Source organism: Streptomyces sp. BF23-19, assembly GCF_041106355.1.
Lineage (GTDB): Bacteria > Actinomycetota > Actinomycetes > Streptomycetales > Streptomycetaceae > Streptomyces > Streptomyces virginiae_A.
This window is the reverse complement of record NZ_JBGBPT010000049.1, coordinates 12,087-33,876: the sequence shown is the minus strand read 5'-3', so window position 1 is coordinate 33,876 and position 21,790 is coordinate 12,087. Positions and strand designations below refer to the sequence as shown.

23 protein-coding genes are annotated in these 21,790 nt (G+C 71.3%); 11 read left to right on the top strand and 12 right to left on the bottom strand.

The features are described 5' to 3' along the window. Window positions 1-398 precede the first annotated feature (398 nt). The gene (locus AB8A24_RS25800; protein ID WP_369477766.1) at window positions 399-1,169 is read right to left on the bottom strand and encodes a hypothetical protein; all 771 of its coding nucleotides are present in this window, start codon (window positions 1,167-1,169) and stop codon (window positions 399-401) included. 107 nt (window positions 1,170-1,276) lie between these two features. Beyond that, window positions 1,277-1,540, bottom strand: a complete 264-nt coding sequence (locus AB8A24_RS25795; RefSeq protein WP_328965194.1) for a hypothetical protein — start codon at window positions 1,538-1,540, stop codon at window positions 1,277-1,279. A 516-nt stretch (window positions 1,541-2,056) separates the two neighbouring features. On the opposite strand from AB8A24_RS25795, the gene AB8A24_RS25790 reads away from it, so the two are divergent. Then, window positions 2,057-3,133 carry a pentapeptide repeat-containing protein gene (locus AB8A24_RS25790; protein ID WP_369477765.1) on the top strand — a complete coding sequence of 359 codons (1,077 nt, stop codon included), beginning with the start codon at window positions 2,057-2,059 and terminating at the stop codon, window positions 3,131-3,133. A 23-nt stretch (window positions 3,134-3,156) separates the two neighbouring features. Then, complete coding sequence (locus AB8A24_RS25785) at window positions 3,157-3,483, top strand: hypothetical protein (protein ID WP_369477764.1); 327 nt, start codon at window positions 3,157-3,159, stop codon at window positions 3,481-3,483. A gap of 54 nt (window positions 3,484-3,537) precedes the next feature. Here AB8A24_RS25785 and AB8A24_RS25780 read toward each other — a convergent pair whose 3' ends face one another. Continuing rightward, on the bottom strand, window positions 3,538-3,864 hold the full coding sequence (locus tag AB8A24_RS25780) for a GYD domain-containing protein (RefSeq protein WP_328965197.1): 327 nt from the start codon (window positions 3,862-3,864) through the stop codon (window positions 3,538-3,540). 325 nt (window positions 3,865-4,189) lie between these two features. Continuing rightward, window positions 4,190-4,918 (bottom strand): VOC family protein, encoded by a 729-nt coding sequence (locus tag AB8A24_RS25775; protein WP_328966123.1) that lies wholly within the window; start codon window positions 4,916-4,918, stop codon window positions 4,190-4,192. A 287-nt stretch (window positions 4,919-5,205) separates the two neighbouring features. On the opposite strand from AB8A24_RS25775, the gene AB8A24_RS25770 reads away from it, so the two are divergent. The 4 genes from AB8A24_RS25770 (at window position 5,206) to AB8A24_RS25755 (ending at window position 7,612) form a co-directional block, all read left to right on the top strand. Further along, on the top strand, window positions 5,206-5,589 hold the full coding sequence (locus tag AB8A24_RS25770) for a PRC-barrel domain-containing protein (protein WP_266386241.1): 384 nt from the start codon (window positions 5,206-5,208) through the stop codon (window positions 5,587-5,589). Between the two features lie 218 nt (window positions 5,590-5,807). Further along, the gene (locus AB8A24_RS25765) at window positions 5,808-5,963 is read left to right on the top strand and encodes a DUF6131 family protein (protein ID WP_237545304.1); all 156 of its coding nucleotides are present in this window, start codon (window positions 5,808-5,810) and stop codon (window positions 5,961-5,963) included. 133 nt (window positions 5,964-6,096) lie between these two features. Beyond that, window positions 6,097-6,270, top strand: a complete 174-nt coding sequence (locus AB8A24_RS25760) for a CsbD family protein (RefSeq protein WP_078909548.1) — start codon at window positions 6,097-6,099, stop codon at window positions 6,268-6,270. Window positions 6,271-6,487: 217 nt separating this feature from the next. Beyond that, a complete protein-coding gene (locus tag AB8A24_RS25755; RefSeq protein ID WP_328965198.1) occupies window positions 6,488-7,612 on the top strand; it encodes a glutamate--cysteine ligase in 1,125 nt (374 codons plus the stop codon). Window positions 7,613-7,661: 49 nt separating this feature from the next. Here AB8A24_RS25755 and AB8A24_RS25750 read toward each other — a convergent pair whose 3' ends face one another. Further along, window positions 7,662-8,147 (bottom strand): DUF6328 family protein, encoded by a 486-nt coding sequence (locus tag AB8A24_RS25750; protein WP_328965199.1) that lies wholly within the window; start codon window positions 8,145-8,147, stop codon window positions 7,662-7,664. 339 nt (window positions 8,148-8,486) lie between these two features. On the opposite strand from AB8A24_RS25750, the gene AB8A24_RS25745 reads away from it, so the two are divergent. Continuing rightward, the gene (locus AB8A24_RS25745) at window positions 8,487-8,921 is read left to right on the top strand and encodes a VanZ family protein (protein ID WP_328965200.1); all 435 of its coding nucleotides are present in this window, start codon (window positions 8,487-8,489) and stop codon (window positions 8,919-8,921) included. 22 nt (window positions 8,922-8,943) lie between these two features. Here the strand turns inward: AB8A24_RS25745 and AB8A24_RS25740 are convergent, their stop codons facing one another. Together AB8A24_RS25740 and AB8A24_RS25735 are read right to left on the bottom strand one after the other, a co-directional pair. Continuing rightward, on the bottom strand, window positions 8,944-9,768 hold the full coding sequence (locus AB8A24_RS25740) for a DUF1206 domain-containing protein (protein WP_328965201.1): 825 nt from the start codon (window positions 9,766-9,768) through the stop codon (window positions 8,944-8,946). Between the two features lie 5 nt (window positions 9,769-9,773). Continuing rightward, window positions 9,774-10,223, bottom strand: a complete 450-nt coding sequence (locus AB8A24_RS25735) for an SRPBCC family protein (protein ID WP_266386225.1) — start codon at window positions 10,221-10,223, stop codon at window positions 9,774-9,776. A gap of 226 nt (window positions 10,224-10,449) precedes the next feature. Between AB8A24_RS25735 and AB8A24_RS25730 the strand changes: the two genes are divergently transcribed. Then, on the top strand, window positions 10,450-10,941 hold the full coding sequence (locus AB8A24_RS25730) for a flavin reductase family protein (protein ID WP_328965202.1): 492 nt from the start codon (window positions 10,450-10,452) through the stop codon (window positions 10,939-10,941). 222 nt (window positions 10,942-11,163) lie between these two features. On the opposite strand, the gene AB8A24_RS25725 is transcribed toward AB8A24_RS25730, so the two are convergent. The 5 genes from AB8A24_RS25725 to AB8A24_RS25705 form a co-directional block, all read right to left on the bottom strand. After that, on the bottom strand, window positions 11,164-11,286 hold the full coding sequence (locus AB8A24_RS25725; protein ID WP_369477763.1) for a hypothetical protein: 123 nt from the start codon (window positions 11,284-11,286) through the stop codon (window positions 11,164-11,166). Between the two features lie 120 nt (window positions 11,287-11,406). Beyond that, on the bottom strand, window positions 11,407-11,871 hold the full coding sequence (locus AB8A24_RS25720) for an ATP-binding protein (RefSeq protein WP_328965204.1): 465 nt from the start codon (window positions 11,869-11,871) through the stop codon (window positions 11,407-11,409). A 114-nt stretch (window positions 11,872-11,985) separates the two neighbouring features. Next, a complete protein-coding gene (locus AB8A24_RS25715) occupies window positions 11,986-12,966 on the bottom strand; it encodes a sensor histidine kinase (protein ID WP_328965205.1) in 981 nt (326 codons plus the stop codon). After that, on the bottom strand, window positions 12,963-13,430 hold the full coding sequence (locus AB8A24_RS25710; RefSeq protein WP_369477762.1) for a lipid asymmetry maintenance protein MlaB: 468 nt from the start codon (window positions 13,428-13,430) through the stop codon (window positions 12,963-12,965). The genes AB8A24_RS25715 and AB8A24_RS25710 overlap by 4 nt, the downstream gene beginning before the upstream one ends. A 9-nt stretch (window positions 13,431-13,439) precedes the next feature. Beyond that, complete coding sequence (locus AB8A24_RS25705) at window positions 13,440-14,384, bottom strand: SigB/SigF/SigG family RNA polymerase sigma factor (protein ID WP_369477761.1); 945 nt, start codon at window positions 14,382-14,384, stop codon at window positions 13,440-13,442. Between the two features lie 231 nt (window positions 14,385-14,615). On the opposite strand from AB8A24_RS25705, the gene AB8A24_RS25700 reads away from it, so the two are divergent. The 3 genes from AB8A24_RS25700 to AB8A24_RS25690 all read left to right on the top strand — a co-directional run bounded on the left by AB8A24_RS25700 (window position 14,616) and on the right by AB8A24_RS25690 (window position 21,696). Continuing rightward, on the top strand, window positions 14,616-14,963 hold the full coding sequence (locus tag AB8A24_RS25700; RefSeq protein WP_266386204.1) for an STAS domain-containing protein: 348 nt from the start codon (window positions 14,616-14,618) through the stop codon (window positions 14,961-14,963). Between the two features lie 248 nt (window positions 14,964-15,211). Continuing rightward, complete coding sequence (locus AB8A24_RS25695) at window positions 15,212-19,243, top strand: HAMP domain-containing protein (RefSeq protein WP_369477760.1); 4,032 nt, start codon at window positions 15,212-15,214, stop codon at window positions 19,241-19,243. After that, window positions 19,240-21,696: a SpoIIE family protein phosphatase gene (locus AB8A24_RS25690; protein WP_369477759.1), complete on the top strand. Its 2,457-nt coding sequence runs from the start codon at window positions 19,240-19,242 to the stop codon at window positions 21,694-21,696. Before AB8A24_RS25695 ends, AB8A24_RS25690 begins: the two co-directional genes overlap by 4 nt. The last annotated feature ends 94 nt before the right edge of the window (window positions 21,697-21,790 follow it).

Here is a 21,790-nt window from a genome sequence, read left to right as displayed (position 1 = left end):
TACGAGTCCCAGCCCCCGCCGGCCGGCGCCGCCGACCCGGACACCGCCTCGGATCCCGTGCCCCGCCACGAGGAGCCGGGGTAGGCGTGATGGGTGTGGCCACTCCTGCTCACGGCGCGGCGACGGTGGCGATCCCCGAGGGTGCGCGGCTGCGCACCGCCGTACTCTGCCGGGTCGCGGTGGACACCGGGGGCTCTGATCCCGCCTGGGCCGCCGCCGGCTCGGTCGGGGCAGTCCGCGACCGGCTCCGCGGAGGGGTCCGCGAGGACGCGCGGCTGCCCGATATGGTCAAACTCTGCCTTGGTAGGTACGCCACCTCCTGCCAGGCCGCCTTCCTCGGATTCCCGCGCCGCAGACCGGTGAGCTGCGGTCTCGGACCTGGAAGGCGCCGTTTCAGTTCATCCGTTCTCACGGCCGAGGGCCCGCCGCAGGGTGATGCCGTAGCTCATGCGCAGCCGGCGCAGCTCCCATACGGACAGCGCGGTCACCGAGAGCGGCGGCGCCACCAGGAAGAGGACGCGGACGGCGAGCGGGGCATCCACGGGCGCGTCGTCGAAGAGCTGGACCACGAACAGGGACCAGACCAGCACGGGCGAGAGCAGCGGTGGGAGCACCTCGTGGACGTCGGCGGCGCGGAAGGCGTGGTGGACGCAGAGCACGGCGGAGGCGAGCGCGAACGGGAAGACGAAGAGCCCGGCGAGCGCGCCGAGCGGGCCGACCATGCTCGCGTACGGCAGACCGAAGGACATCGTCAGGACAGTGGCGAGGAGCGACCCGATGGCGATCGCCGGACCGCGCAGCCGCGCCCGGTAGAACGCCGGCCCGGGCGGCCGGGCGGAGAACACGAATGCGGCGAGGCCGAGCGGGCCTATGACGAGCAGAAGTCCGGCGCTGACCAGGACTTCGGTGAACTTGTCGTCGACGACGCCGCCGGCCCCCTCGCGGAGCGGGTACGCGAGCACCAGCCAGAATCCGGCCAGCAGTCCGATGGCGGTACGGGCGATCTGGGCGAGCCGGATCGCGTCGTCGACGATCCGTCCGGGCCGGGCGGGACGGTGGATCCGCGCCGCGAGCACGAACGGCGCCCGGACCACCCGCACCCACCCGGGCCTGCGCTCTTCGGCCCCGGAACCGGGCCCCGGCGCGGGCGGACGGCTGTAGGAACTCATGCTGCTCTCCCCCGAATCGGTGATGATCACCGCATGGTAGGAGCCTCATGATCCATTCCCCAACCCGGGCGGCACCCACGTCAGTTGGGTGCGTCCCCCTCCTCGGATCACAGGGAGAGCCTCACCTCCTCGTTGGGATGGACGTCCAGGAACAGGGCCTCCAGGACCGTCCCGATCGGCGGGAAGCGGTCGGGGGTGACGTGTGCGCGCTCATCGGTCAGATTGATGAAGTCGATGAACGCAGGCCTCCCGGGCTGCGGGGAGAGCATTTCCACCTCCACCCCGAACCGGTCCCGATGGCCGGTGACCACGCAGCGCACCGGCTGGAGGAACTCCAGCCGGTCGTACGATTCGGTCGGATCCTCGCTCACTGATAAAGCTCCCTGTCCATCGAAGTCCACGCCCCTCTTCCGCCGGACCCACACCATCGCATCGCTGTGGTCATGAAGCCGAGGAACTCATCGAACTCGCTCGTCGGGAAGCGGTCGAGGAAGGCGTCGTGAGGGCTGACAGCGATGTGTCGGCTCTGGACAGGGCCGTACCGGGTGGACTTGTGCCCGGCAGCGGCCACCCGGACGACGTCGGGACGAGGGTACGGACACCTGGCTTCACTCACGGGGTGGGGGACCGGTGGTAGCGGATCCGGGGGCCGGGACGGTAGCGGCCCAGGAAGGGGGGAGGGCGGGGGCCTTCGACGAGGCCGAGCAGGAATTCCGTGACGGGTCCGGGAACTTCGTGCCACTCACCCTCATCCGGTTAGGTACAGCGGCTTCCGGGCCGCCTGCGATCATGTGCGCATGGATACGGGGGGATCTACTCATGGCCGTCGCATACCGGGCGCCTCTCGGCGGCGTCGGGTCGGTCCCGCTTTTCTCACGGTGGCGGCGGTGCTGGCCGGGCTCGCCGCGCTGGCCGTAGTGGTCGTGGTGCTCCCCGGACTGGTGGTCGAGCACGATCTCGGCGGGGCCAGGATCTCGGCCGCTGAACGGCTCGGAGCGGTGAACAACGTGCGCACGACGCTCGTGCAGGCGGTCGGTGGCGCTGTCGTCCTCTTCGGCGCGTACGCCACCTGGCGGCAGTTGAGGGTCAACCAGGAGGGGCTGAACGCCACCCGGGAGGGACACATCACCGACCGCTTCAGCCGGGCGGTCGACCAGCTCGGCAGCGAGAAGACGGACGTGCGGATCGGTGGCCTTTACGCACTGTGGCGGATCGCGGACCATTCGGCTCACGACCGGGAGGCGGTCATCTCGATCAAGGCCGCGTTTCTCCGGACTCACCTGCCATGGCCTCCGCAAGGGCAGGACTCTCCGGTCGAGGAATCCTCCATCAACTCCGTGCCTCCGCTGGAGACCCGTGCCCCGGATGCGCAGGTGGCGCTCACCGGCCTCGGGGTCCTGTGCCAGGAACGCCCGCCCGACTGGCTCAACGTCAGCTACACCGACCTGCGGCGGGCCGACTGCGACGGACTGTGGCTGCACCACATCAACTTCGATGGCGCATGCCTGGAAGCGGCGAGTATCTACCAGGTCAACCTGACCAAGGCATCGCTGATCGCGGCCAATATGCGGCACGTGGAGCTCGGGACGTCGATTCTCCACCAGAGCCGCTGCATCGAAGCCGACCTGCGCGGCGCTCGCATGGTCAGGGCCGACCTTCGCGAGGCCGACTTCTCCGGGGCCGACCTGCGGGAGGCGAATCTGCGCAAGGCGCGGGGCCATGGCACCACATTCACCGGTGCGGATCTGCGACTGGCCGACCTCCGAGGAACCGACCTCACCGGTGCCGACCTGACACGGGCGAAGTTGGAGGGCGCACTGGCGAGCGACGTCACCATCTGGCCGACCGGCTTCGACATCCAGGCGGCCGGCGTCGTCATGGTCGAGGACCCCGGTGCCGAGCCGAGCATCCTGCTGCACGCCGCCGCGCTCGCGAGGAACGTCCCACCCCTGCGCTCGGCCTGATGTGACCGGACAGGTTCACCGGGTTGCCGCCCGCTTCCGGCCATGCGGCGCGTTTCGACGCCGTACCCGTCCTTCGGGCCTACTGGCTGCACACCCCGCATTCGTACGAACGGGCCGACTACCTGCAAGCACTCACCGCGATCGACCCCACCGGCCTGGACGACGCGTACATCGAGTCGCTGTGGGACTGCGAGAGGCGGGCGCGGCTGCTCGGCATCGCCATGGCACCCCGCCAACCGCAGACCACGGAACGAATCGCCGTGCTGCGCGACGACCCGATGGAGACCCCCGAGGTACGTGCAGCCGCCGCAGCTCGGCTGACCGCTACGTCCGGCCCCGACCTGCCCTGACCGGATCCGGCCGGGCCAAGCCTGGATCGGCCCGGCCCGGCCCGGCCCGGCGCGCTACGCGCCCGGCGCCCGGTAGCGAACTCCCTCGGCCTTGCGCAGGGCGTCCATGGTTTCGTCGACGGTCAGGAGGACCGTCGTCTCGAACGAAGCAAGCGCGCCGCCTCCACTGATCGCCAGTGCGACCGCGGCCATGGACACGTTGTCGGGCGCCTCCCAGAGGTTGTAGCCGTCGTGCGTGCCGAAGGCGTACCAGAAGCCGTGGAGCTTGCCGCCGACGGACTCGATGTACGCCTGAGCGGCCTTCGCGCGGTCCTCGGGGTGGCCGATCAGCCTCGCCCAGGTCTCCGGTGTGTAGCTGAACCTCGACAGATAGAGCGGCATCAGGTCTCCCTTTCGTTCCTCCCAGGGATGCCCCGGTGGGACGGGACACGCTCCGGACGCGGCCCATGTGTCCCCCGAACGACGCAGGGGTGGCCTTCGCGGCCGACCGCCGCCGGCGCCCGACATCGGCCGCCTCGCCCAAGCCCGGGCTTTCGTCGAGCGCCCCGGCGCGGGCATCGCACTCATCCCCGGCCCGCCGCTCACGGCGTGTCGCGCCGCGTATCCGCCCGGCCCGATCCCGGCGCCGGGTCACGCTCGAACCGGTCGTCGCGACCGCCGTTCCGTGGCCCCGAGGCCCCCGCCCTGGTCGGCCGGGAGAGACGGCCTAGTCCTGCGGTGTCACCACGGTGAAGAGCGCCCCGTCGGGATCCGCGAGAACGACCCACCGGCTCACGCTGGACGTCTGCACGGGAGATGCGGTCCTGCCGCCCAGTGCGGTCGCGGCCTCGATCACCGCCTCCAGATCGGGCACACGGAAGTGGACGTGCCAGCGAGGCCGGACCTCAGGGTCCGGTGCCGCTTCGAGCGCGCCGCCGCTGATGCGGGCCACGGTGTCGTGCCCGTGGCGCAGGACGACGTGGGCGTGCTCGTACGAGACCGCGCAGCAGCCGGGGTGCGATCCGGCCCAGTCGAGGACCTCGCCGTAGAAGATGGCGGCCGCGAAAGCGTCCCTGGTCCGCAGTTCCAGCCATGCGGGCGCGCTTCCCCGGCCCACCGACCAGTCGGGGACGACCTCGCCCTGCCAGAAGCCGAAGACGGCCCCGGCGGGGTCCGCCGCCAGGGCGATGCGGCCGGTGCCGAACGCCACGGGGCCGACCGCCATGGTGGCGCCGCGTTCGAGGATCCGGGCGGCGGTCACGTCGGCGTCCTCGACGGCGAAGTACGGCGTCCACAGCACCGGCGCGCCGGGACTCCCCGCCAGGGCGCCGATGCCCGCCACGGGGGCCCCGTCACGGAAAGCGACCATGATCCCGCCCCCGAGGTGGGTGGGCCGGAAGTCCCAGCCGAGTACACCGGCGTAGAACCGCTGTGTGGATTCGAGATCCCGGGCCAGCAGGCTGACCCAGCACGGCGCACCGAAGATCTCGTGGCTCGAAGTCGACACAGCTGTCAGCCTCATCTGCCGTTGACGGGGGACGGGACCCTTCCACGGTAGACCGGGCGGCGGCGCTGGGCCGCGAGGCGCGGTTCGAACCGCTCCGGTGTTTGGTCGGCGGCAGGGCGGGCAGCCGCCTCCACATACGGAGGGGCCCCGCGACGGGGCCCGCGTGTCGCGGTGCGGTCCGTGACCGGTCGGTCGGGAACGCGACGGGTCACCCCTACCGGGAGGAGTTGTTTCGCATGACCGAGCATGTGTGGAGCTACCGGCCGGCATCGGGCCACCTGACCTGGGCCGACCTCACCGGGTACAAGGTCGAGGCGACCGACGGCGACATCGGGAAGGTCGACAAGCACTCCTACGACGTGGGTGATGCCTACCTGGTTGTCGACACCGGTGTGTGGATCTTCGGCAAGGAAGTCCTCCTCCCGGCGAGCACCGTCTCCCGGATAGACCTCCAGGAGGAGAAGGTCTACGTCAACGCCACCAAGGACCGGATCAAGAACGCTCCCGAGTTCCACCAGGACAAGCACCTGCGCGACCCCGCCTACCGGGCGGACCTCGGTGACTACTACAGCGCCGGTGGGATGCCTGGCGACGGCCCGGTCGGCAGCCACCGCGCCTGAGAACCCTCACCCCTGGACCGGCCCTGGACCTGGCCTGGACCGGCCGCGGCCGCAGCCGTGACTGCGACGCGCGGAAGCATTTTTCGCGCCCCGGAAAATCAGCCGCAGAAAAATAGTCGGCGGAACCGATTAACTCGGATTTCCAGGGTAGACGCCAGATAAGACGCCCCGGCGGACCTAACTGTTCCGTCGAATTCCGAAGCGGGAACGAGGACATCATGATTCTTGTCGGGCTCATTCTATTGATCGTGGGATTCCTCACCGGGATCTCCATCCTGTGGACCATCGGGATCATCCTGCTCGTGGTGGGCGCGGTGCTGTGGATCCTGGGCTCGGTCGGGCACGCGGTCGGCGGTCGCCGCCACTACTACTAGCCCGTCGGTCCTACGCCGTACGCGTGACGCCGCGGCACGGACCGCGGCCCCCGGAATTCCGGTCGGGTGAGACAGTCGGGTGAAAGACAAATATCGTCCCTTTTCGTTTCGAACCCCCAGGGAGTGATCAGCTGTGTCGGACAAGGAGAAGAGCCGCGCCAAGGCCGAGCAGGCCAAGGGAAAGCTCAAGGAGACCGCAGGACGCGCGGTGGGTAATGAGCGCCTGACCACGGAGGGCCGGGCCGAAAAGGCCAAGGGTGACGCCCGTCAGGCCAAGGAGAAGATGAAGGATGTTTTCAAGCGCTGACGCGCACCGGTGTTTCCGCCGAGGTCCCGCACCCGCCACGGGCGCGGGACCTCGGCGTATGAACGGCGTCGTCGTCGGTGGCGGCGGATGCACGGAACCGCGATACATGTGAACGTGAGACGGCAAGGTTTCCGCGGGTGCGCGCGGCATCGGGGCGCTCACCGCGAACGCGGCCACCTGTATCGATCTGAACCCGGGAGCGATGGGCGGCGGCGGAATGCGAAGCGTGGGCGTGGAAGAAGAGCTGTTGCTGGTGGACGCCGGCACCGGTGAGCCGCTGGCCGTGTCCGGGGCGGTCCTGGCGGCGGCGGACCACTGCACAGGGGCGTGCTCCAAGGGCGGGGGAGTGAAGGAGCACGTCTTCGAGAAGGAGCTCCAGAGGGAGCAGGTGGAGTTCGGCACCAAGCCGGTGACGGAGATGGGCGAGCTCCAGGAGGAGATCGTCCGCTGGCGCGCGGAGGCGGCCCGGCACGCCGCGTCCGCCGGGGCCCTCGTGGCGGCCCTCGGCACCTCACCCCTGCCCGTGCGGCCCTCGCGCAACGCCGGACCGCGGTACGAGTGGATCGCCGAGCAGTTCGGCCTGACCGCGCAGGAGCAGCTGACCTGCGGATGCCACGTCCACGTATCGGTCGAGTCGGACGAGGAGGGCGTGGCCGTCCTGGACCGGATCCGCCCCTGGCTCGCCGTGCTGATCGCGATGAGCGCGAACTCTCCGTTCTGGCAGGGTACGGACAGCGGGTACGGAAGCTACCGGAACCGGGTGTGGAACCGCTTGCCCTCGGCCGGGCCGGTGGACGTCTTCGGCTCCGCCGACCGCTACCACGAGCAGGTCCGCGCGATGGTGGACACCGGCGTGCTGCACGACGAAAGAATGATCTACTTCGACGCCCGCCTGTCGGCCACCTACCCCACGGTGGAGATCCGGGTCGCGGACGTGTGCCTGGAGGCCGGGACCACGGTGCTCATGGCCGCCCTCGTCCGCGCGCTGGTCGAAACGGCCGCCCGGGCCTGGCGGGCCGGGGAGCCGCCGGCCCGGGTCGACACGGGCCTGCTGCGGCTGGCCGGCTGGCGGGCCGGGAGGTCAGGGCTGGACGGTCCGCTGCTGCATCCCCTGACGATGCGCGAGACCGCGCCGGTCGTCGCCGTACGGGCCCTCCACGAGCACGTGCGCCAGGCGCTCGTCGATCACGGCGACGATGAGCGGGCGAGTGCGGAGATCGCCACGCTGCTCGAACGGGGCAACGGAGCCCGGGTCCAGCGCGCGTTGCTGAGCGAGCGAGGCGATCTCGCCGCCGTGGTCCTCGGCTGTGCGGACACCACCACGGCCACCCCCGCCTTCTGAGGTCGTTCGCCGCGCAGCCGGCCGCTCGGCTCGACTCTCGGCCGGCCGATCAGCTCGCCGCGGTGTAGCGGACGCGGGCCCAGAGGGGCAGGACGAACCAGCACAGGAGGTACCAGGCCAGGACTCCCGCGACCAGCCACGGCACGACGGCGTTGTGCGTGGCCACCCGCAGCACGAGGAGGAGGGCCGACGTGCAGGTGGCCAGGAGCAGGATCAGGCCGGTGAAGGTCAGACGCGAGGCCCACGCCACCGCCTCGGGTTTGATCTGGCGGCCCGACACGATGCGGTGGAAGGAGACGGGCCCGATCAGCGCCCCCGTCGCCAGAGCGCCCAGCATCACGGTCACGATGTAGATCACCTTGTCGGTCTGGGGCAGGCCCTGGAAATGCGGCGTGAAGGCGACGGTCAGCAGGAACCCGAAGAGGATCTGCACGCCCGTCTGCGCGACGCGGATCTCCTGGATGAGCTCCTGCCACTGCCGGTCCGCCCGCTCCTCCACGCTTTCGCTCCGCCCGTCCCGGGCCTCCTGCGCCATGACGCCTCCCTGTGTCCGAGTCTCCGCCGGGGCCGTTGCGCGTGCGCGCGGAAGGTCCCGCGTACGTACGTCCAGGCGACCGGGCTGCCGTGGCGGACCGTCAGCGGAGCACGCGTACACAGCCGTCCACAGGGTAAGCGCGCCCGCATGACATGGAGGCATGCCCTGCGGCGTGGTGAGACGTCCGAGAAGAACGAGAAGACCGCGGGAACCGAGAGGCGCCCCGAGGGAATCGGGAGAACCGAGAAATCCGGGGGTTCCGGGGGATCCGAGACCGCGGCGCCGGCGGCCGGCAGGCGGCTACGACCTCCGGCACACCCGGCCGTCCGGGTGCTCGCCATGGTGATCGCCTTCGTCGGGACCGTCCTGTTCGGTGCGGTCCTGGCACGGCTGACGCTGGAACCGTCCGCCGCCTCGGCGGCCCTCGTCCACAGCAATGTCCGACCCGGCCATTCGATCAGCGCCTATCTGGACGGGACGTCGACGATCGAGGCGGTGCGCCAGCTGGGCGGGAACCTCCTGATGGGGGTGCCGTTCGGGGTGCTCCTGCCGGTCCTGCTGCCCCCGGCCCGCGGTCTCCTGCGGGTCGCCGTGGTGACCGTCGCCCTGATGACGCTGGTGGAGCTCACCCAGGGAGCCCTGGTCACCGGCCGCGTTTTCGACATCGACGACGTCATCCTCAACACGGCCGGAGCGCTCCTCGGGTACCTGTTCATCGGCCTGCGGCTGGGGCGGGCCGTACACCCCCGCCGCAGGCACTGGTGGCATCGCTGACCCCGGCCCGCCCGGGCCGGGATCAGACCTCGCGCCACCGGGCCATCGCCCAGGAGAACGCCCCGAAGAGCATCAGCCCCAGAGCGACCGCGATCAGCAGCCACGGTCCCGCCGGCGTCAGCGTGAACGACCTCAGGGTGTCGTCCATGCCCTTCGCCTGCGCCGGGTCGTAGCGCACGGCCGCGTACACGACGAAGCCGCCGGCCGCCGTGAACAGAACACCTCGGGCCAGGCCGCCACTCACCCCGAGGAAATCGACGGCCTTGCGCCACCGCGCCGAGACCCCGCTCATGGCGAGATGCTTGCGGAAGCCGCGCCGCGCCGCCTGCACCGCGATGACCACGCCCGCGACGGCGATCCCGAGCCCGGCCGCACCCACCAGCCACCGGCCGGCGGGCAGCTCCATCGCCCGCGCCGTCAGATCGCGGGACTGCTGATCTCCGGAGCGGCCGCCCCCGCCCGCCGCGAACGACAGGACGGAAAAGGCGACCGCCGCGTAGAAGACGGTCCGGCCCGCCGACGCCAGACGCTTCACCGGCTTGCCGCCGTCGGGTCCGGCCGCACCGAACACCGCCTCCGACAGGCGCCACAGCATCATGCCGACGAGCCCGATGCCCACGGCCCAGACGAGGACGCCGCCGAAGGGCTTTCCCGCGAGCTCCTGGAGGGCGCCCTGACGGTCGGCCTCCTTGCCCCCGGAATCACCGAAGGCCACGCGCAGGGCCAGCAGCCCGATCAGTGCGTACAGCACGCCACGGGCCACCAGCCCGCAGCGCGCCGTGACCTCCCGGCCCCCGCCACCGCGGGACGCGGCCCGGACACCTCTGCTCGCGCGACCCTTGACCATCGCGGTCAGACCTCGCCCCGCCAGGCGCCCGTCTCGGCTCCGCGGGACTCGATGAACAGCTTGAACCGCTTCAGATCGCCGGCCACCTGCCGCTTGACGAAGCCGAGCTTGTCGGCGGCGCTCTCGGCCAGCCCCTCGGGCACCCAGTTCATGTGCAGTACGACCTTGGTGGTGGTCGCGTCGATCGGCTGGAAGGTCACCAGCCCGGCCTGGCGCGTCTCCCCGTCCACCGTCATCCACGCGACGCGGCGGTCCGGGAGCTGCTCGGTGATCTGCGCGTCGAACTCACGCTGCACCCCGTTCACGTTCGTCACCCAGTGGGTGAGGGTGTCCGTGCGCTGGTGGATCCGCTCGACCCCCTCCATGAAGACGGGGAACTCCTCGAACTGCGTCCACTGGTTGTAGGCCGTCCGTACCGGAACGTTGACCTCGACGTACTCCTCGACGTGCGACATGTGTATCCCTTCGGTGTCGTAGGCGGCTCCACCCCGCATCCCGCGAGGGCGGTCACCGCCGTCAGGACCCTTCAGGGCCCGGCTACCCGACGCCGAGCGGTGCATGCGCCGCGCCGGTCCGCCTCGTGTCCGCCTCATGCCGACGTGCTTCGGCGCCGATGACCGGGGTACCCGCCCAGCGGACGACGAGGTGGGGACGAGGTGGGAGCGAGCGGAAGGAGCGGTCGTGCCGGAGACGGAACTGGACGCGTTCACCGAAGTCCTCAACGGCCCCGTGTACGTGGTCACCGTGGCCGCCGCGGGCGAGCGGTCGGGCTGCCTCGTGGGCTTCGCCTCGCAGTGCTCGATCAGGCCACCGCGTTTCATGGTGTGGCTGTCCGTGCGCAACCACACGTACCGTGTGGCCCGCGCCGCCACGCACCTCGCGGTGCACGTACTGGATCGAGACCGGTGTGGGCCGGCCGAGCTGTTCGGTGGCGAGACCGGCGACGAGGTGGACAAGTTCGCACAGGTCGACTGGCGGCCCAGCGTCGACGGCAGCCCGCTGCTGACCGGAGCGCGCGCGTGGTTCGTCGGCCGGATCGAGACCCGGATCGACGGAGGTGACCACGTGGGCTTTCTGCTGGCGCCCACCGAGGTCTCCCCACCGCTGCGGACCACGCCCGCGTTGCTGCGGTACGACGATGTCAAGGAGATCGACCCCGGGAAGCCGGCCTGACCCCGCCGCGTGTGCGCCGGGTCGTCCCGGCCGCGCACGAAGGACCGCGGCCGCACGCGGAGCCCGGGGGGACGGGACACCGGCGTGCGGCCACGGATCTCGGCGGGTCGCCGCCCCGCTCGAAACGGCGACTCGCCGACACTCACGCGTCTGGCCCCGAATCGAAGGCTTAAACAGAACGAAGGAAAAGAATTCGTGCCGTGTCGCACTCCGGCCCGACACCTACCGGTGCCGGGCCAGGCTGTGGAGCAGGACGAGGAGAGCGAACGCGATGACGGCCAGATGGAGCCAGGCCGGGCCGGGCGCCGAGGTCAGGGCCAGGGAGTCGAGCGCGTGGGATGTCATACCGCGCGCCTGCCCCCGTCGCGCGGAACGAAGCTCCCGCACGGGGACAGGGACGGGGACAGGGATGGGGACGGCTACGAGTACGGCTACGGGACCGGGGCGCGGGGCGGCCCGGCCCGGTCACAGGCCCGTGGACCTGCCCGAGGTCAGCCGCGAGGCCTCGATCTCGGCCCAGACGGCCTTGCCGTTCTCGTGGGTGTGCGTGCCCCAGCGATCGGAGACGCGCTCCACGATGTAGAGGCCGTGGCCGCCCGGGAGGCCACGCTGCGGCGACGGGTGCCGACGGGGCGGTGTCGTCGTGCCGTCGAAGACCTCGACCCGCAGGACCTCACCGGCCGAGAGTGCGAGCTCGATGCAACCACCCGCGTGCAGGGTCGCATTGGTCAGAAGCTCGGACACGAGCAGCAGGGCGTCTTCGGACGTCTCGGTCCCGCTCCAGCCCCAGTCGAGCAGGGCCTGGCGTGTGAAGTCGCGGCCCTTGGCCACGGGTCCGCGTACGCCGGCCAGGGCGAGCCGACGGCGCTGCCCCGCGACGGAAAGTCCGGCAGGCCTTCGATCGCCGGCTTCCGGCCCGATCGTTTCCACTGTGGTCTCTCACCCCCACCATTGACATTGGTCTCTGTTCGCGGCAACGAACATGCCCCGTGGGGCCGAGGACATCCGAGCGTGCGAGTGACAGTCTAAGGGGACGCCGGTCGCTCAGGAGGCTGCCATGTGCAGTCTCAGCGTGAGGCCGCTGTCCGAGGCGCGGATCTCCACCAGGTCGCACAGTTGGTGGATCATCCACAGGCCGCGCCCGCCGTCGACCGAGGCCAGCGCGGGGCGCCGGCGCCCCGCCAACGGGTCGGCGAGGTGACCGCCGTCGCGGATCTCGGCCACGACCCCGGAACGCCCACCCACCCCCGCACCCGCACCGGCTTCGGCGGTGCTCCACATCCGGAGCGCGCCGCTCCCGCCCCCGTGGGCCAGGGAGTTGGCGGCGGCCTCGCTGACCGCCAGGACGAGGTCGCCGCGCAGCGCCGCACTCAGGTCCGTGCCGCGGGCCCAGGCCTCGGCGTACGCGCGTACCTCGCCCAGCTCCCCGTGGGTGTACGCGAGCCAGGGCGTCCCGCCGTCGGGTTCGGGCAGGGGTTCGTCGCAGTCGGCGCACACCGACGAGGCGTCCGCGTACTCCGGGCTGATCAGAGCCTTGTCGTCCTCCAGCAGCGTGGGATGCGTACGCCGGGCATCGGACACCACCTCGGCCGGCAGGCCGAGGACGTCGTACGGGCACAGGACGGTGGCCCTCCGGCCCGCGAAGGCGGTGTTGATCAGCGCCTCGTGACGCGTGGCCTCCAGCACCTCGGCCCGTGAGCGCCCGGGCCAGATCGGCTCGCCCACGATCCGGGCGGGCCGGTCCGCGTGCCGGTCGGCGAAATCCTGCAGGGCGGCCAGGATGCGGCCGGGATTGCGCCCCAGGTGCGTCATGTCCGTCCAGGTGACCCCGGTCGTGCCGACGCCGAGGTCCTCGCGCAGGGCGTCCAGCCGCGGACCGGGTACGGCCACGAGCACCGGCTCGTCGGCCGCGAGGGCGGTACGGACGAACCCGCCCACCCCTGCCAGGTAGTCCGCCTCTCCCCGGTAGAAGAGGGCGGGGTGGACGAAGGCCTCGGAGGCGCCGGCCGCAGGAAGATTGATCATGCGGCGACCTCCAGCGCGGCACATTCGTCCGGGAACAACTCCACGAGCTTGCGGAGCGAGTATGGCGGGTGGTGGAGCAGCAGGCGACGCCCCTGGCCGGTGACGGTGGCGTTGGCCCGCAGCAGGGCGGCGACGGCGGCCGGGTCGAGGAAGCCCACGGCGGACAGGTCGAGGTGGACGACCGGTCCGGGTATCCGGATGACGACGCCGAGCGCCGCCCACAGGATCGGCCGGGTGTCGAGGTCGCAGCTGCCCGTGAGCAGGGCGCCGGGACGGTCGCGCAGCGGCTGGGCGGTCAGCGTCGCGGCCGTACCCGTCCGGACGCGCGCGCACCGTACGACCGCGTCCGCCCACATCGCGTCGTCGTAGAGCGCGTGGGCGCCGACGGACGGGAAGGGTGGGACGGCCGGCACGGGTGGTGGCACGGGCGGCACGGCCCCGTCGTGCCGATGGGGTGAGGGCATGCCCGCTGCCTATACCGAGAGCATTCCGGCGCGCAGCCGGGCCAGGGTCCGGGACAGCAGGCGCGAGACCTGCATCTGCGAGATGCCCAGTTCCGCGCCGATCTCCGCCTGCGTCCTGTCCTCGCCGAAGCGCAGCCGCAGGATCCGCCGATCGCGTTCGTCCAGCTGCTCCAGCAGCGGCGCGAGGGTGTGGAACTCCTCGAAGAGCTCCATGGCGGGGTCGACCTCACCGAGACGGTCCGCCAACGGACGGGTCGTCCGGCTCGTCGTCGTCGACGGCTCGTCGCCCTCGGCGCTGGTGTCCAGGGAGCCGCTCGTGTAGCCGTTCGCGGCGACCAGCCCCTCGATGACCTCGTCCTCGGTCAGTTCGAGGTGCTGGGCGACCTCCTTGACCGTAGGGGACCGGCCGAGGACGTCGGTCAGCGCCTCCTGGGCCTTGGCGAGCTCCGTACGTCGTTCCTGCAGACGCCGCGGGACGTGTACCGCCCAGGTGGTGTCACGGAAGTACCGCTTGATCTCACCCGTGATGTACGGGAGGGCGAGAGTGGAGAACTCGACCTCGCGCTCGGGCTCGTAGCGGTCGATGGCCTTGATGAGACCGATGGTCCCCACCTGGATGATGTCGTCCATGTCCAGACCCCCGCCCAGCACGCGGGCGCGGAAGCGCCGCGCGGCGAACTGAACGAGCGACAGGTTCATCTCGATCAGGGTGTTGCGGGCGTACTGGTACTCGCGCGTGCCCTCCTCCAGGACGGCGAGCCTCAGGAAGAAGAGCTTCGAGAGTTGGCGCGCGTCGGAAGGCGCCATCTCCCGGGCGTTCTTCACCTCGGGCAGCTCCACGTCCTGCTGTGGGACTGCCACGCCGCCGGGCACAGCGGGCGCAGCGGGCGCAGCGGGCGTCATGTGCACGTCTGTTGCACGAATGGGGCTTGTGACGGTGGCCGAGCGAGACATGATGGCCGTTCCCTCCCGATTGACTGACGGCTGCTCGGGCGCTTGTGCCCCGACTTCGATCCGTTACACGCCCTGAGCGAAAACTTTTCTCCGAGGCCGCGCCGATGAGGTGGCGGCCGGCCTCCGGGCGCGTGTGCCGCGGCCCTTGAGGCCCTCGATCGGTCGAGGAGCAGGCATACTCCCTTGCGGAAGCAGTACAGGTGACGATGGTGACGATCCGGGGAGGCGGACATGACCGGAGCAGGGGACGCGTACCACGAAGGCGTCGTCGGGAACGGCTATCCGGCCGGGGCCGGGTGGGTGGTGGCGGCGCACGGGGAGCTGGACCAGGACACGCTCGCCCCGCTCGAGGAGGCGCTCGCCTCCGCCGCGGATCAGCACCGGCTGGTGGTCCTGGACGCGGGCTCCATCACCTTCGGAGACTCCTCCTTCCTGAACCTGCTGCTGCGACTGCACCACCTCACGACGCTGCGCATCGCCGCCCCCGGCGAGCAACTCCGACGTCTCTTCGCCCTGACGGGCGCCGACACGGTCCTCTCCCTCCACCCGAGCGTCGAGGACGCCGTCGGCGGGTCCTGACCGGCGGGCGCGTCCCGCCCGGCCGCACCCGGTCCTCGCCCAGCCCTCTTCCGCCGTGCCGCTGTCGGTCAGCGTGCCCGGGTGACCGATCGACCGGGTGATCGCGTGTGCCTCCGTCGGCGATAACCTTCATCACCGGTCGTGCGGCCACGACGGATCCCCCGGCCGGGCCGAGGGATCCGGCGCGCACCCGTGTCACGTCCTGTCCCGTGCGCCGGCACGGTCGTTGTCTAGAGTGAGGTTGGCGGATGGCTGAGCGGACGGGTACGGAGGCACTGGGCAGGTCACCGGCGCTCCCTGGCGAGGACAGGATCGGCGAATCGGAACTGCGCCAGCTGCTCGCCGGCCTGACGGCCGTACGGGACGGGGACTTCCGTACCAGACTGCCCGATACGGCGGACGGGCTGCTCGGCGAGATCGCCACCGTGTTCAACGGGATGGCCGACCAACTGTCGCTGTTCACGTCCGAGGTGACGCGGGTGGCCCGCGAGGTGGGCACCGAGGGAACCCTCGGCGGCCAGGCGGACGTACCCGGAGTGGGGGGCGCCTGGTTGGACCTCACGGATTCGGTCAACTTCATGGCCGGAAACCTCACGGCCCAGGTGCGCTCCATCGCCCAGGTCGCCACGGCCGTGGCCAAGGGCGACCTTTCGCAGAAGATCAACGTCACCGCGCGCGGGGAGATCCTGGAGCTGAAGGAGACCATCAACACGATGGTCGACCAGCTGTCCGCCTTCGCCGGAGAGGTCACCCGGGTCGCCCGCGAGGTCGGCACCGAGGGCCGACTCGGCGGTCAGGCGGACGTCAAGGGCGTCTCCGGTACCTGGAAGGACCTGACGGAGTCGGTCAACGTCATGGCCGACAACCTGACCGCCCAGGTGCGCTCGATCGCGGAGGTCACCACCGCGGTGGCCCAGGGCGATCTGACACAGAAGATCCGGGTGGACGCGCGGGGAGAGATCCTGGAGCTGAAGGAGACCATCAACACGATGGTGGACCAGCTCTCCGCGTTCGCCGACGAGGTGACGCGGGTGGCCCGCGAGGTCGGCACCGAGGGCAATCTGGGTGGCCAGGCCACGGTTCGCGGGGTGTCGGGCACCTGGAAGGACCTCACCGACAACGTCAACGTCATGGCGTCCAACCTGACCGGCCAGGTGCGTTCCATCGCGCAGGTGGCCACCGCCGTCGCCCGCGGCGACCTCTCGCAGAAGATCATGGTCGAGGCGAAGGGCGAGGTCGCCGCGCTGGCCGGCGTCATCAACACGATGGTCGACACGCTGTCCGCGTTCGCCGACGAGGTGACGCGGGTGGCCCGGGAGGTCGGCACCGAGGGCCGGCTCGGCGGCCAGGCGCAGGTTCCCCACGTCGCGGGCACCTGGAAGGACCTCACCGACAACGTCAACTCCATGGCGAACAACCTCACCGGCCAGGTCCGCAACATCGCCCTCGTCACGACGGCCGTCGCCAACGGCGACCTGTCCAAGAAGATCGACGTGGACGCCCGCGGGGAGATCCTGGAGCTGAAGACCACCATCAACACGATGGTCGACCAGCTCTCCTCCTTCGCGGCCGAGGTCACCCGCGTGGCCCGGGAGGTCGGCAGCGAGGGCCGGCTCGGCGGCCAGGCCGAGGTCGAGGGCGTCTCCGGCACGTGGAAGCGGCTCACCGAGAACGTCAACGAGCTGGCCGGCAATCTCACCCGCCAGGTCCGGGCCATCGCCGAGGTCGCCAGCGCGGTCGCCGAGGGCGACCTGACCCGCTCGATCACCGTCGACGCCTCGGGAGAGGTCGCCGAACTCAAGGACAACATCAACTCCATGGTCGGTTCGCTGCGGGAGAGCACCCGGGCCAACCAGGAGCAGGACTGGCTCAAGTCCAACCTGGCGCGCATCTCCGGCCTGATGCAGGGCCACCGCGACCTCGCCGCCGTCGCGGAACTCGTCATGGACGAACTGACCCCGCTCGTCGCCGCCCAGTACGGGGCCTTCTACCTCGCCGAGGACGGCCCGGCCGGCCCCCGACTCATCCTGGTCGGCTCCTACGGCCGCCCCGCCGGCTCCGGCGAGGGCACCGGCTTCGCCTTCGGAGAGTCGCTCGTCGGACAGGCCGCGCGCAGCCACCGGATCATCGCCACCGACCAGGTCCCCGGCGGCTACGTCATCTCCTCGGGCCTCGGCCACACCACCCCGGGCAGCCTGATCATCCTGCCGATCGTCGTGGAGGACCAGGTCCTCGGCGTGATCGAGCTCGCCTCCTTCTCCGCCTTCACCCCCGTACACCGGGACTTCCTCGGCCAGTTGATGGAGACCATCGGCGTCAACCTCAACACCATCGTCGCCAACGCCCGTACCGACGAACTCCTGGAGGAGTCCCAGCGGCTGACCGGGGAGCTCCAGGCACGTTCGGAGGAACTGCAGGTCCAGCAGGTGGAACTGCAGCGTTCCAACGCGGAGCTGGAGGAGAAGGCGGCCCTCCTCGCCAGCCAGAACAGCGACATCGAGGCCAAGAACCTGGAGATCGAACAGGCCCGGCAGGAACTGGAGGACCGGGCCCGGCAGCTGTCGCGCGCCTCCACCTACAAGTCCGAGTTCCTGGCCAACATGAGCCACGAGCTGCGGACACCGCTCAACAGCCTCCTGATCCTCGCCCAGCTGCTGGCCCAGAACCCGACCCGCAACCTCTCCCCGAAGCAGGTCGAGTACGCGGGCATCATCCACTCGGCGGGCTCGGACCTGCTGCAGCTGATCAACGACATCCTCGACCTCTCCAAGGTCGAGGCGGGGAAGATGGACGTCAACCCCGAGCGGGTGGACCTGCCGCAGCTGCTGGAGTACGTCGACGCCACCTTCCGGCCGCTGACCACGCAGAAGAGCCTCGACTTCACCGTCACCACCGCCCCCGACGCCCCGGCCGACCTGCTCACCGACGACGCCCGGCTGCGCCAGATCCTGCGCAACCTGATCTCCAACGCGGTCAAGTTCACCGAGCGCGGCGGTGTCGAGCTACGGATCGAACCCGCCGCGGCGCCCGAGGTCCCCGCCGGGCTCCCCGGCCGCGCGCCCATGCTCGCCTTCCGGGTACGGGACACCGGCATCGGCATCCCGGAGCAGCAGCTGGAATCCGTGTTCGGCGCCTTCCAGCAGGCCGACGGCACCACCAGTCGCAAGTACGGCGGCACCGGGCTGGGGCTCTCCATCAGCCGCGAGATCGCCCAACTCCTCGGCGGTGCCGTCACCGCCGAGAGCACACCGGGGCAGGGCAGCACCTTCACCCTGTACCTGCCGGTCAGCCGGGCGCACTACGAGGAGGATCCCCTCCCCGAGGCTTCTTCCGCGGCGGCCCGGCCCACGGCCGCCGCCGGACGCCCCGTACCGGCCGGCGCCGCCGGCACGACCGCTCCCGTCCCGCCGCAGCGGCGGGCCCGCCGCCTCCTGGTGATCGAGGAGCGCCCCAACGGCCTGCTCTCCCTGGTCGCCGAGAGCGCCGACCGGGACCTCACCCCCGACCACCGGCCGCCCGGCGACCACCACGAGGGCGTCCAGGTGGTCAACGCCACGAGCTCGCGGGAAGCCGCCGCGGCCCTGGCCTCGCACTCCTTCCACTGCGTCGTCCTCGAACTCGACATGCCCGGCGGTGAGGCCCTGCGCTTCCTCGACGCGCTCGACGGAGACCCGGCGCTCTCCTCCCTCCCGGTCCTCGCGCACAACAACCCCCGCCTGAAGAGCGGACAGGAACGGGCGCTGCGGGACCGGGCCGCGTCACGCCGGCTGGAACTGCTGTCGAGCCTGGACGAGCTACGGGAACGCATCGTGCTGCACCTGTCCGCCGAGCGACCGGGGGACGTACTGCCCCTCGTCCACGCGGAGACCCAGGACCGGCAGAGCTCCCCTCCGCTCGACGACGACCTGGCCGGACGCACCGTCCTCGTCGTCGACGACGACGCGCGCAACCTGTACGCCCTCAGCGGCGTGCTGGAACTGCACGGTGTGCGCGTGCTCCACGCGGAGGACGGCCGCAAGGGAATCGACACCCTCGTCCACAACGAGGGCGTCGACCTGATCCTGATGGACGTGATGATGCCCGAACTGGACGGCTACGCGGCGACCGCCGAGATCCGGCGGATGCCGGCCTACGCGGGGCTGCCCATCATCGCGGTCACCGCCAAGGCGATGCCCGGTGACCGCGAGAAGAGCCTCGCCGCGGGTGCCAGCGACTACGTGACCAAGCCCGTCGACGCCGACGACCTCATCGCCCGCGTCCGGCACTGGCTCATCGGATGACCCCCGACACCCAGCGGCCCGACGACATCCAGCGGCCCGACGACATCCAGCGGCCCTACGAAACCCGCTCGCCCGGAACGCTCGCCGAGGAGCCGCCGCGGAATGCCGTCCCCCACCAGGCGCCCACCCCCCTGGGACGCCTGGTCGCCACCGTCGAACGGCTCCGCCGCGAAGTACGGGAGGCACACGCCGCCGCGGACGGCAGGGCCCTGGTCGAACTGGCCAAGGGCATCCTGATCGGACAGCTCAGCTGCACCCCCGCGGCGGCGGCACGCCAGCTCGACGAGCTGTCCCGCGAGACCGGGCTGTCCCCGCTCGAACTCGCCGCCGACATCGTCAACCAGGCCTCCCGCGACCACGTCAGCGAGGTCGCCGCCGCGTTCGCCCGGCGCACCGGCACACCGGAACCGGCCGAGCGGTCCACCACGGTCTCGGTGCGCCTGCGTACCGCCGAGAGCGGGGTACTTGCCGCCGCCGACGACACCCAGGCGGTGGCCGAATCCCTCCTGACGAACGCCCTCGGGCCGCTGGGAGCCGACGCCGTCGCCGTATGGAGCGCGGCCCCCGACGGCTCGCTGGCCCTCGCGGGCCACGCCGGCTTCCCGCCCGGCGAAGCCGCGCGCTGGCGCCACGTCCCCCCGGGCGTCTCCACCGTCGCCCGCCTCGCGCTGCGCGAACGCCGACTGGTCACCCTCGCCCGGATCCAGCACGACGGACCTCCCTCGATCGGCCACCTCCAGCGGCCCGACGGCGGGCGGATGGCCGTACCGGCCGGGACCGGCGGACGGATCCACGGCGTCCTCGAAATCTGCTGGCCGCAACCCCTCGCGCCACAACCCCCGCAGATCGAGCGCCAGGTCGAGGCCCTCGCCGAACTCTGCGCCCGCACCATGGACGCCGCGCCCACGGCCGATCCCGGCGCGCTCGACGCGGTGCTCCCGGACGTCGCGGAGCTGATCGACCTCTCCGAGGGCCTGCACGACCCCGCCGTGGTCCTCACCCCGGTACTCGACCACGACGGCCGGCTCACCGACTTCCGCATCCGCCACGCCAGCAGCCGGTTCGTCGATCCCGCCGGGCGGCCGCGCGGCGACGTGAACGGCGCGCGGCTGCTGGAGGCCTACCCGATGGCCGGCGGCGAGAGCGGGCTCTTCGACATCGTCGAGCGCGTGCACGCGACGGGCGAGCCCTTCCGTGCCGAACGCATGAGCCTTACCGCGCTCGTCGACCAGATCCCCCTCACCTCCGTCGCGGACATCAGCGTCAGCCGGCACGGGGCCGCCGTCCTGCTGATCTGGCGCGTCGAGGACGAGACGGCACGGCTGGCCGACCTCCTCCAGCACGCCCAGCGCCTGGGCCGGATCGGCGGCTTCGAGGAGAACCTCGTCACCGGAGGCATCACCTGGAACGCGCAGCTGTACGCGCTCCACGGACTGCCGACCACCGCCCCGCCCGTACGGCTACGGGAACTGCCCGGCTACGCCCACCCCGACGACTCCGCCGCCCTGGCCCGCTTCCTACGGGCCGTGCTGCGCTACCGCCGGCCCGCCTCCGTCAACCTGCGCCTGCGCAGGTCCGACGGCATCACCCGCCACATCCGCGTCGTCGCCGAGCCCGTCCTCGACGCCGACCAGCGACTCCACGCCGTCCGGGGCGCCTACCAGGACATCTCCGCTCAGCACTGGACCGAGGTCGCCCTGGCCGCGACCCGGGACCAACTCGCCCACACCGAGGCCGAGTCCGCCGAACGCAACCGCCTCGCCCTGCAACTCCAGCACGCGATCATGCCGCCCACCCCGCCGGCCATCGAGGCCCCCGGCGTGCGCGTCGCCGTCCGCTACCGGCCCGCCGAGACCGAGTCGCTCGTCGGCGGAGACTGGTACGACACGGTGGTCCTGCCCTCCGGGCTGGTCATGCTCTCCGTGGGCGACGTCGCCGGACACGGCATCGAGGCGGCCACCGGCATGGTCGTCCTGCGCAACGCGCTGCGCGGCCTCGCCGTGACCGGAGCGGGCCCCGCCCAGCTGCTGTCCTGGCTCAACACGGTCACCCACCATCTCGCCAAGCACGTGACGGCCACCGCGGTCTGCGGGATCTTCGACCCCAGCACCAGGGTGATGCGCTGGGCGCGCGCCGGCCACCTGCCGCCCGTACTCGTCCGCGACGGCGAGGCGGAAGCCTTCCCGCTCATCGAAGGCCTGTTGCTCGGCGCGCTCCCCGAGGTGACGTACGCCGAGCGGGAGGTGCGGCTCGAACCGGACGACACTCTGCTGATGTACACGGACGGACTGGTGGAGCGGCGGGACTCCTCGGTGCAGGACTCGCTCGGCCACCTCATGAACGCGGCGGCCGCCTGCGCCGGAGACCTGGACCGGCAGTTGGACCGACTCCTCGCCGAGAGCCGGTCCGACACGGACGACGACACCTGCGTCATCGGGATCCAGGTCGGCTGACGCGGCAGGGCGACGCCCCCGGTGAGGGGTACTCGACCGCCTGGGCCGAGCTCACGGGGCGCCGGCTCGGCGCACGCGGGCGGGCCGTCGGTCT

Coding starts and splice junctions, on each gene's coding strand:
- AB8A24_RS25715 (WP_328965205.1), bottom strand. CDS start 12,966: ATGATCAATCTTCCTGCGGCCGGCGCCTCCGAGGCCTTCGTCCACCCC.
- AB8A24_RS25740 (WP_328965201.1), bottom strand. CDS start 9,768: ATGGTCAAGGGTCGCGCGAGCAGAGGTGTCCGGGCCGCGTCCCGCGGT.
- AB8A24_RS25770 (WP_266386241.1), top strand. CDS start 5,206: ATGACCGAGCATGTGTGGAGCTACCGGCCGGCATCGGGCCACCTGACC.
- AB8A24_RS25700 (WP_266386204.1), top strand. CDS start 14,616: ATGACCGGAGCAGGGGACGCGTACCACGAAGGCGTCGTCGGGAACGGC.
- AB8A24_RS25765 (WP_237545304.1), top strand. CDS start 5,808: ATGATTCTTGTCGGGCTCATTCTATTGATCGTGGGATTCCTCACCGGG.
- AB8A24_RS25745 (WP_328965200.1), top strand. CDS start 8,487: ATGGTGATCGCCTTCGTCGGGACCGTCCTGTTCGGTGCGGTCCTGGCA.
- AB8A24_RS25710 (WP_369477762.1), bottom strand. CDS start 13,430: ATGCCCTCACCCCATCGGCACGACGGGGCCGTGCCGCCCGTGCCACCA.
- AB8A24_RS25780 (WP_328965197.1), bottom strand. CDS start 3,864: ATGCCGCTCTATCTGTCGAGGTTCAGCTACACACCGGAGACCTGGGCG.
- AB8A24_RS25725 (WP_369477763.1), bottom strand. CDS start 11,286: ATGACATCCCACGCGCTCGACTCCCTGGCCCTGACCTCGGCGCCCGGC.
- AB8A24_RS25755 (WP_328965198.1), top strand. CDS start 6,488: ATGCGAAGCGTGGGCGTGGAAGAAGAGCTGTTGCTGGTGGACGCCGGC.
- AB8A24_RS25705 (WP_369477761.1), bottom strand. CDS start 14,384: ATGTCTCGCTCGGCCACCGTCACAAGCCCCATTCGTGCAACAGACGTG.
- AB8A24_RS25695 (WP_369477760.1), top strand. CDS start 15,212: ATGGCTGAGCGGACGGGTACGGAGGCACTGGGCAGGTCACCGGCGCTC.
- AB8A24_RS25690 (WP_369477759.1), top strand. CDS start 19,240: ATGACCCCCGACACCCAGCGGCCCGACGACATCCAGCGGCCCGACGAC.
- AB8A24_RS25750 (WP_328965199.1), bottom strand. CDS start 8,147: ATGGCGCAGGAGGCCCGGGACGGGCGGAGCGAAAGCGTGGAGGAGCGG.
- AB8A24_RS25735 (WP_266386225.1), bottom strand. CDS start 10,223: ATGTCGCACGTCGAGGAGTACGTCGAGGTCAACGTTCCGGTACGGACG.
- AB8A24_RS25800 (WP_369477766.1), bottom strand. CDS start 1,169: ATGAGTTCCTACAGCCGTCCGCCCGCGCCGGGGCCCGGTTCCGGGGCC.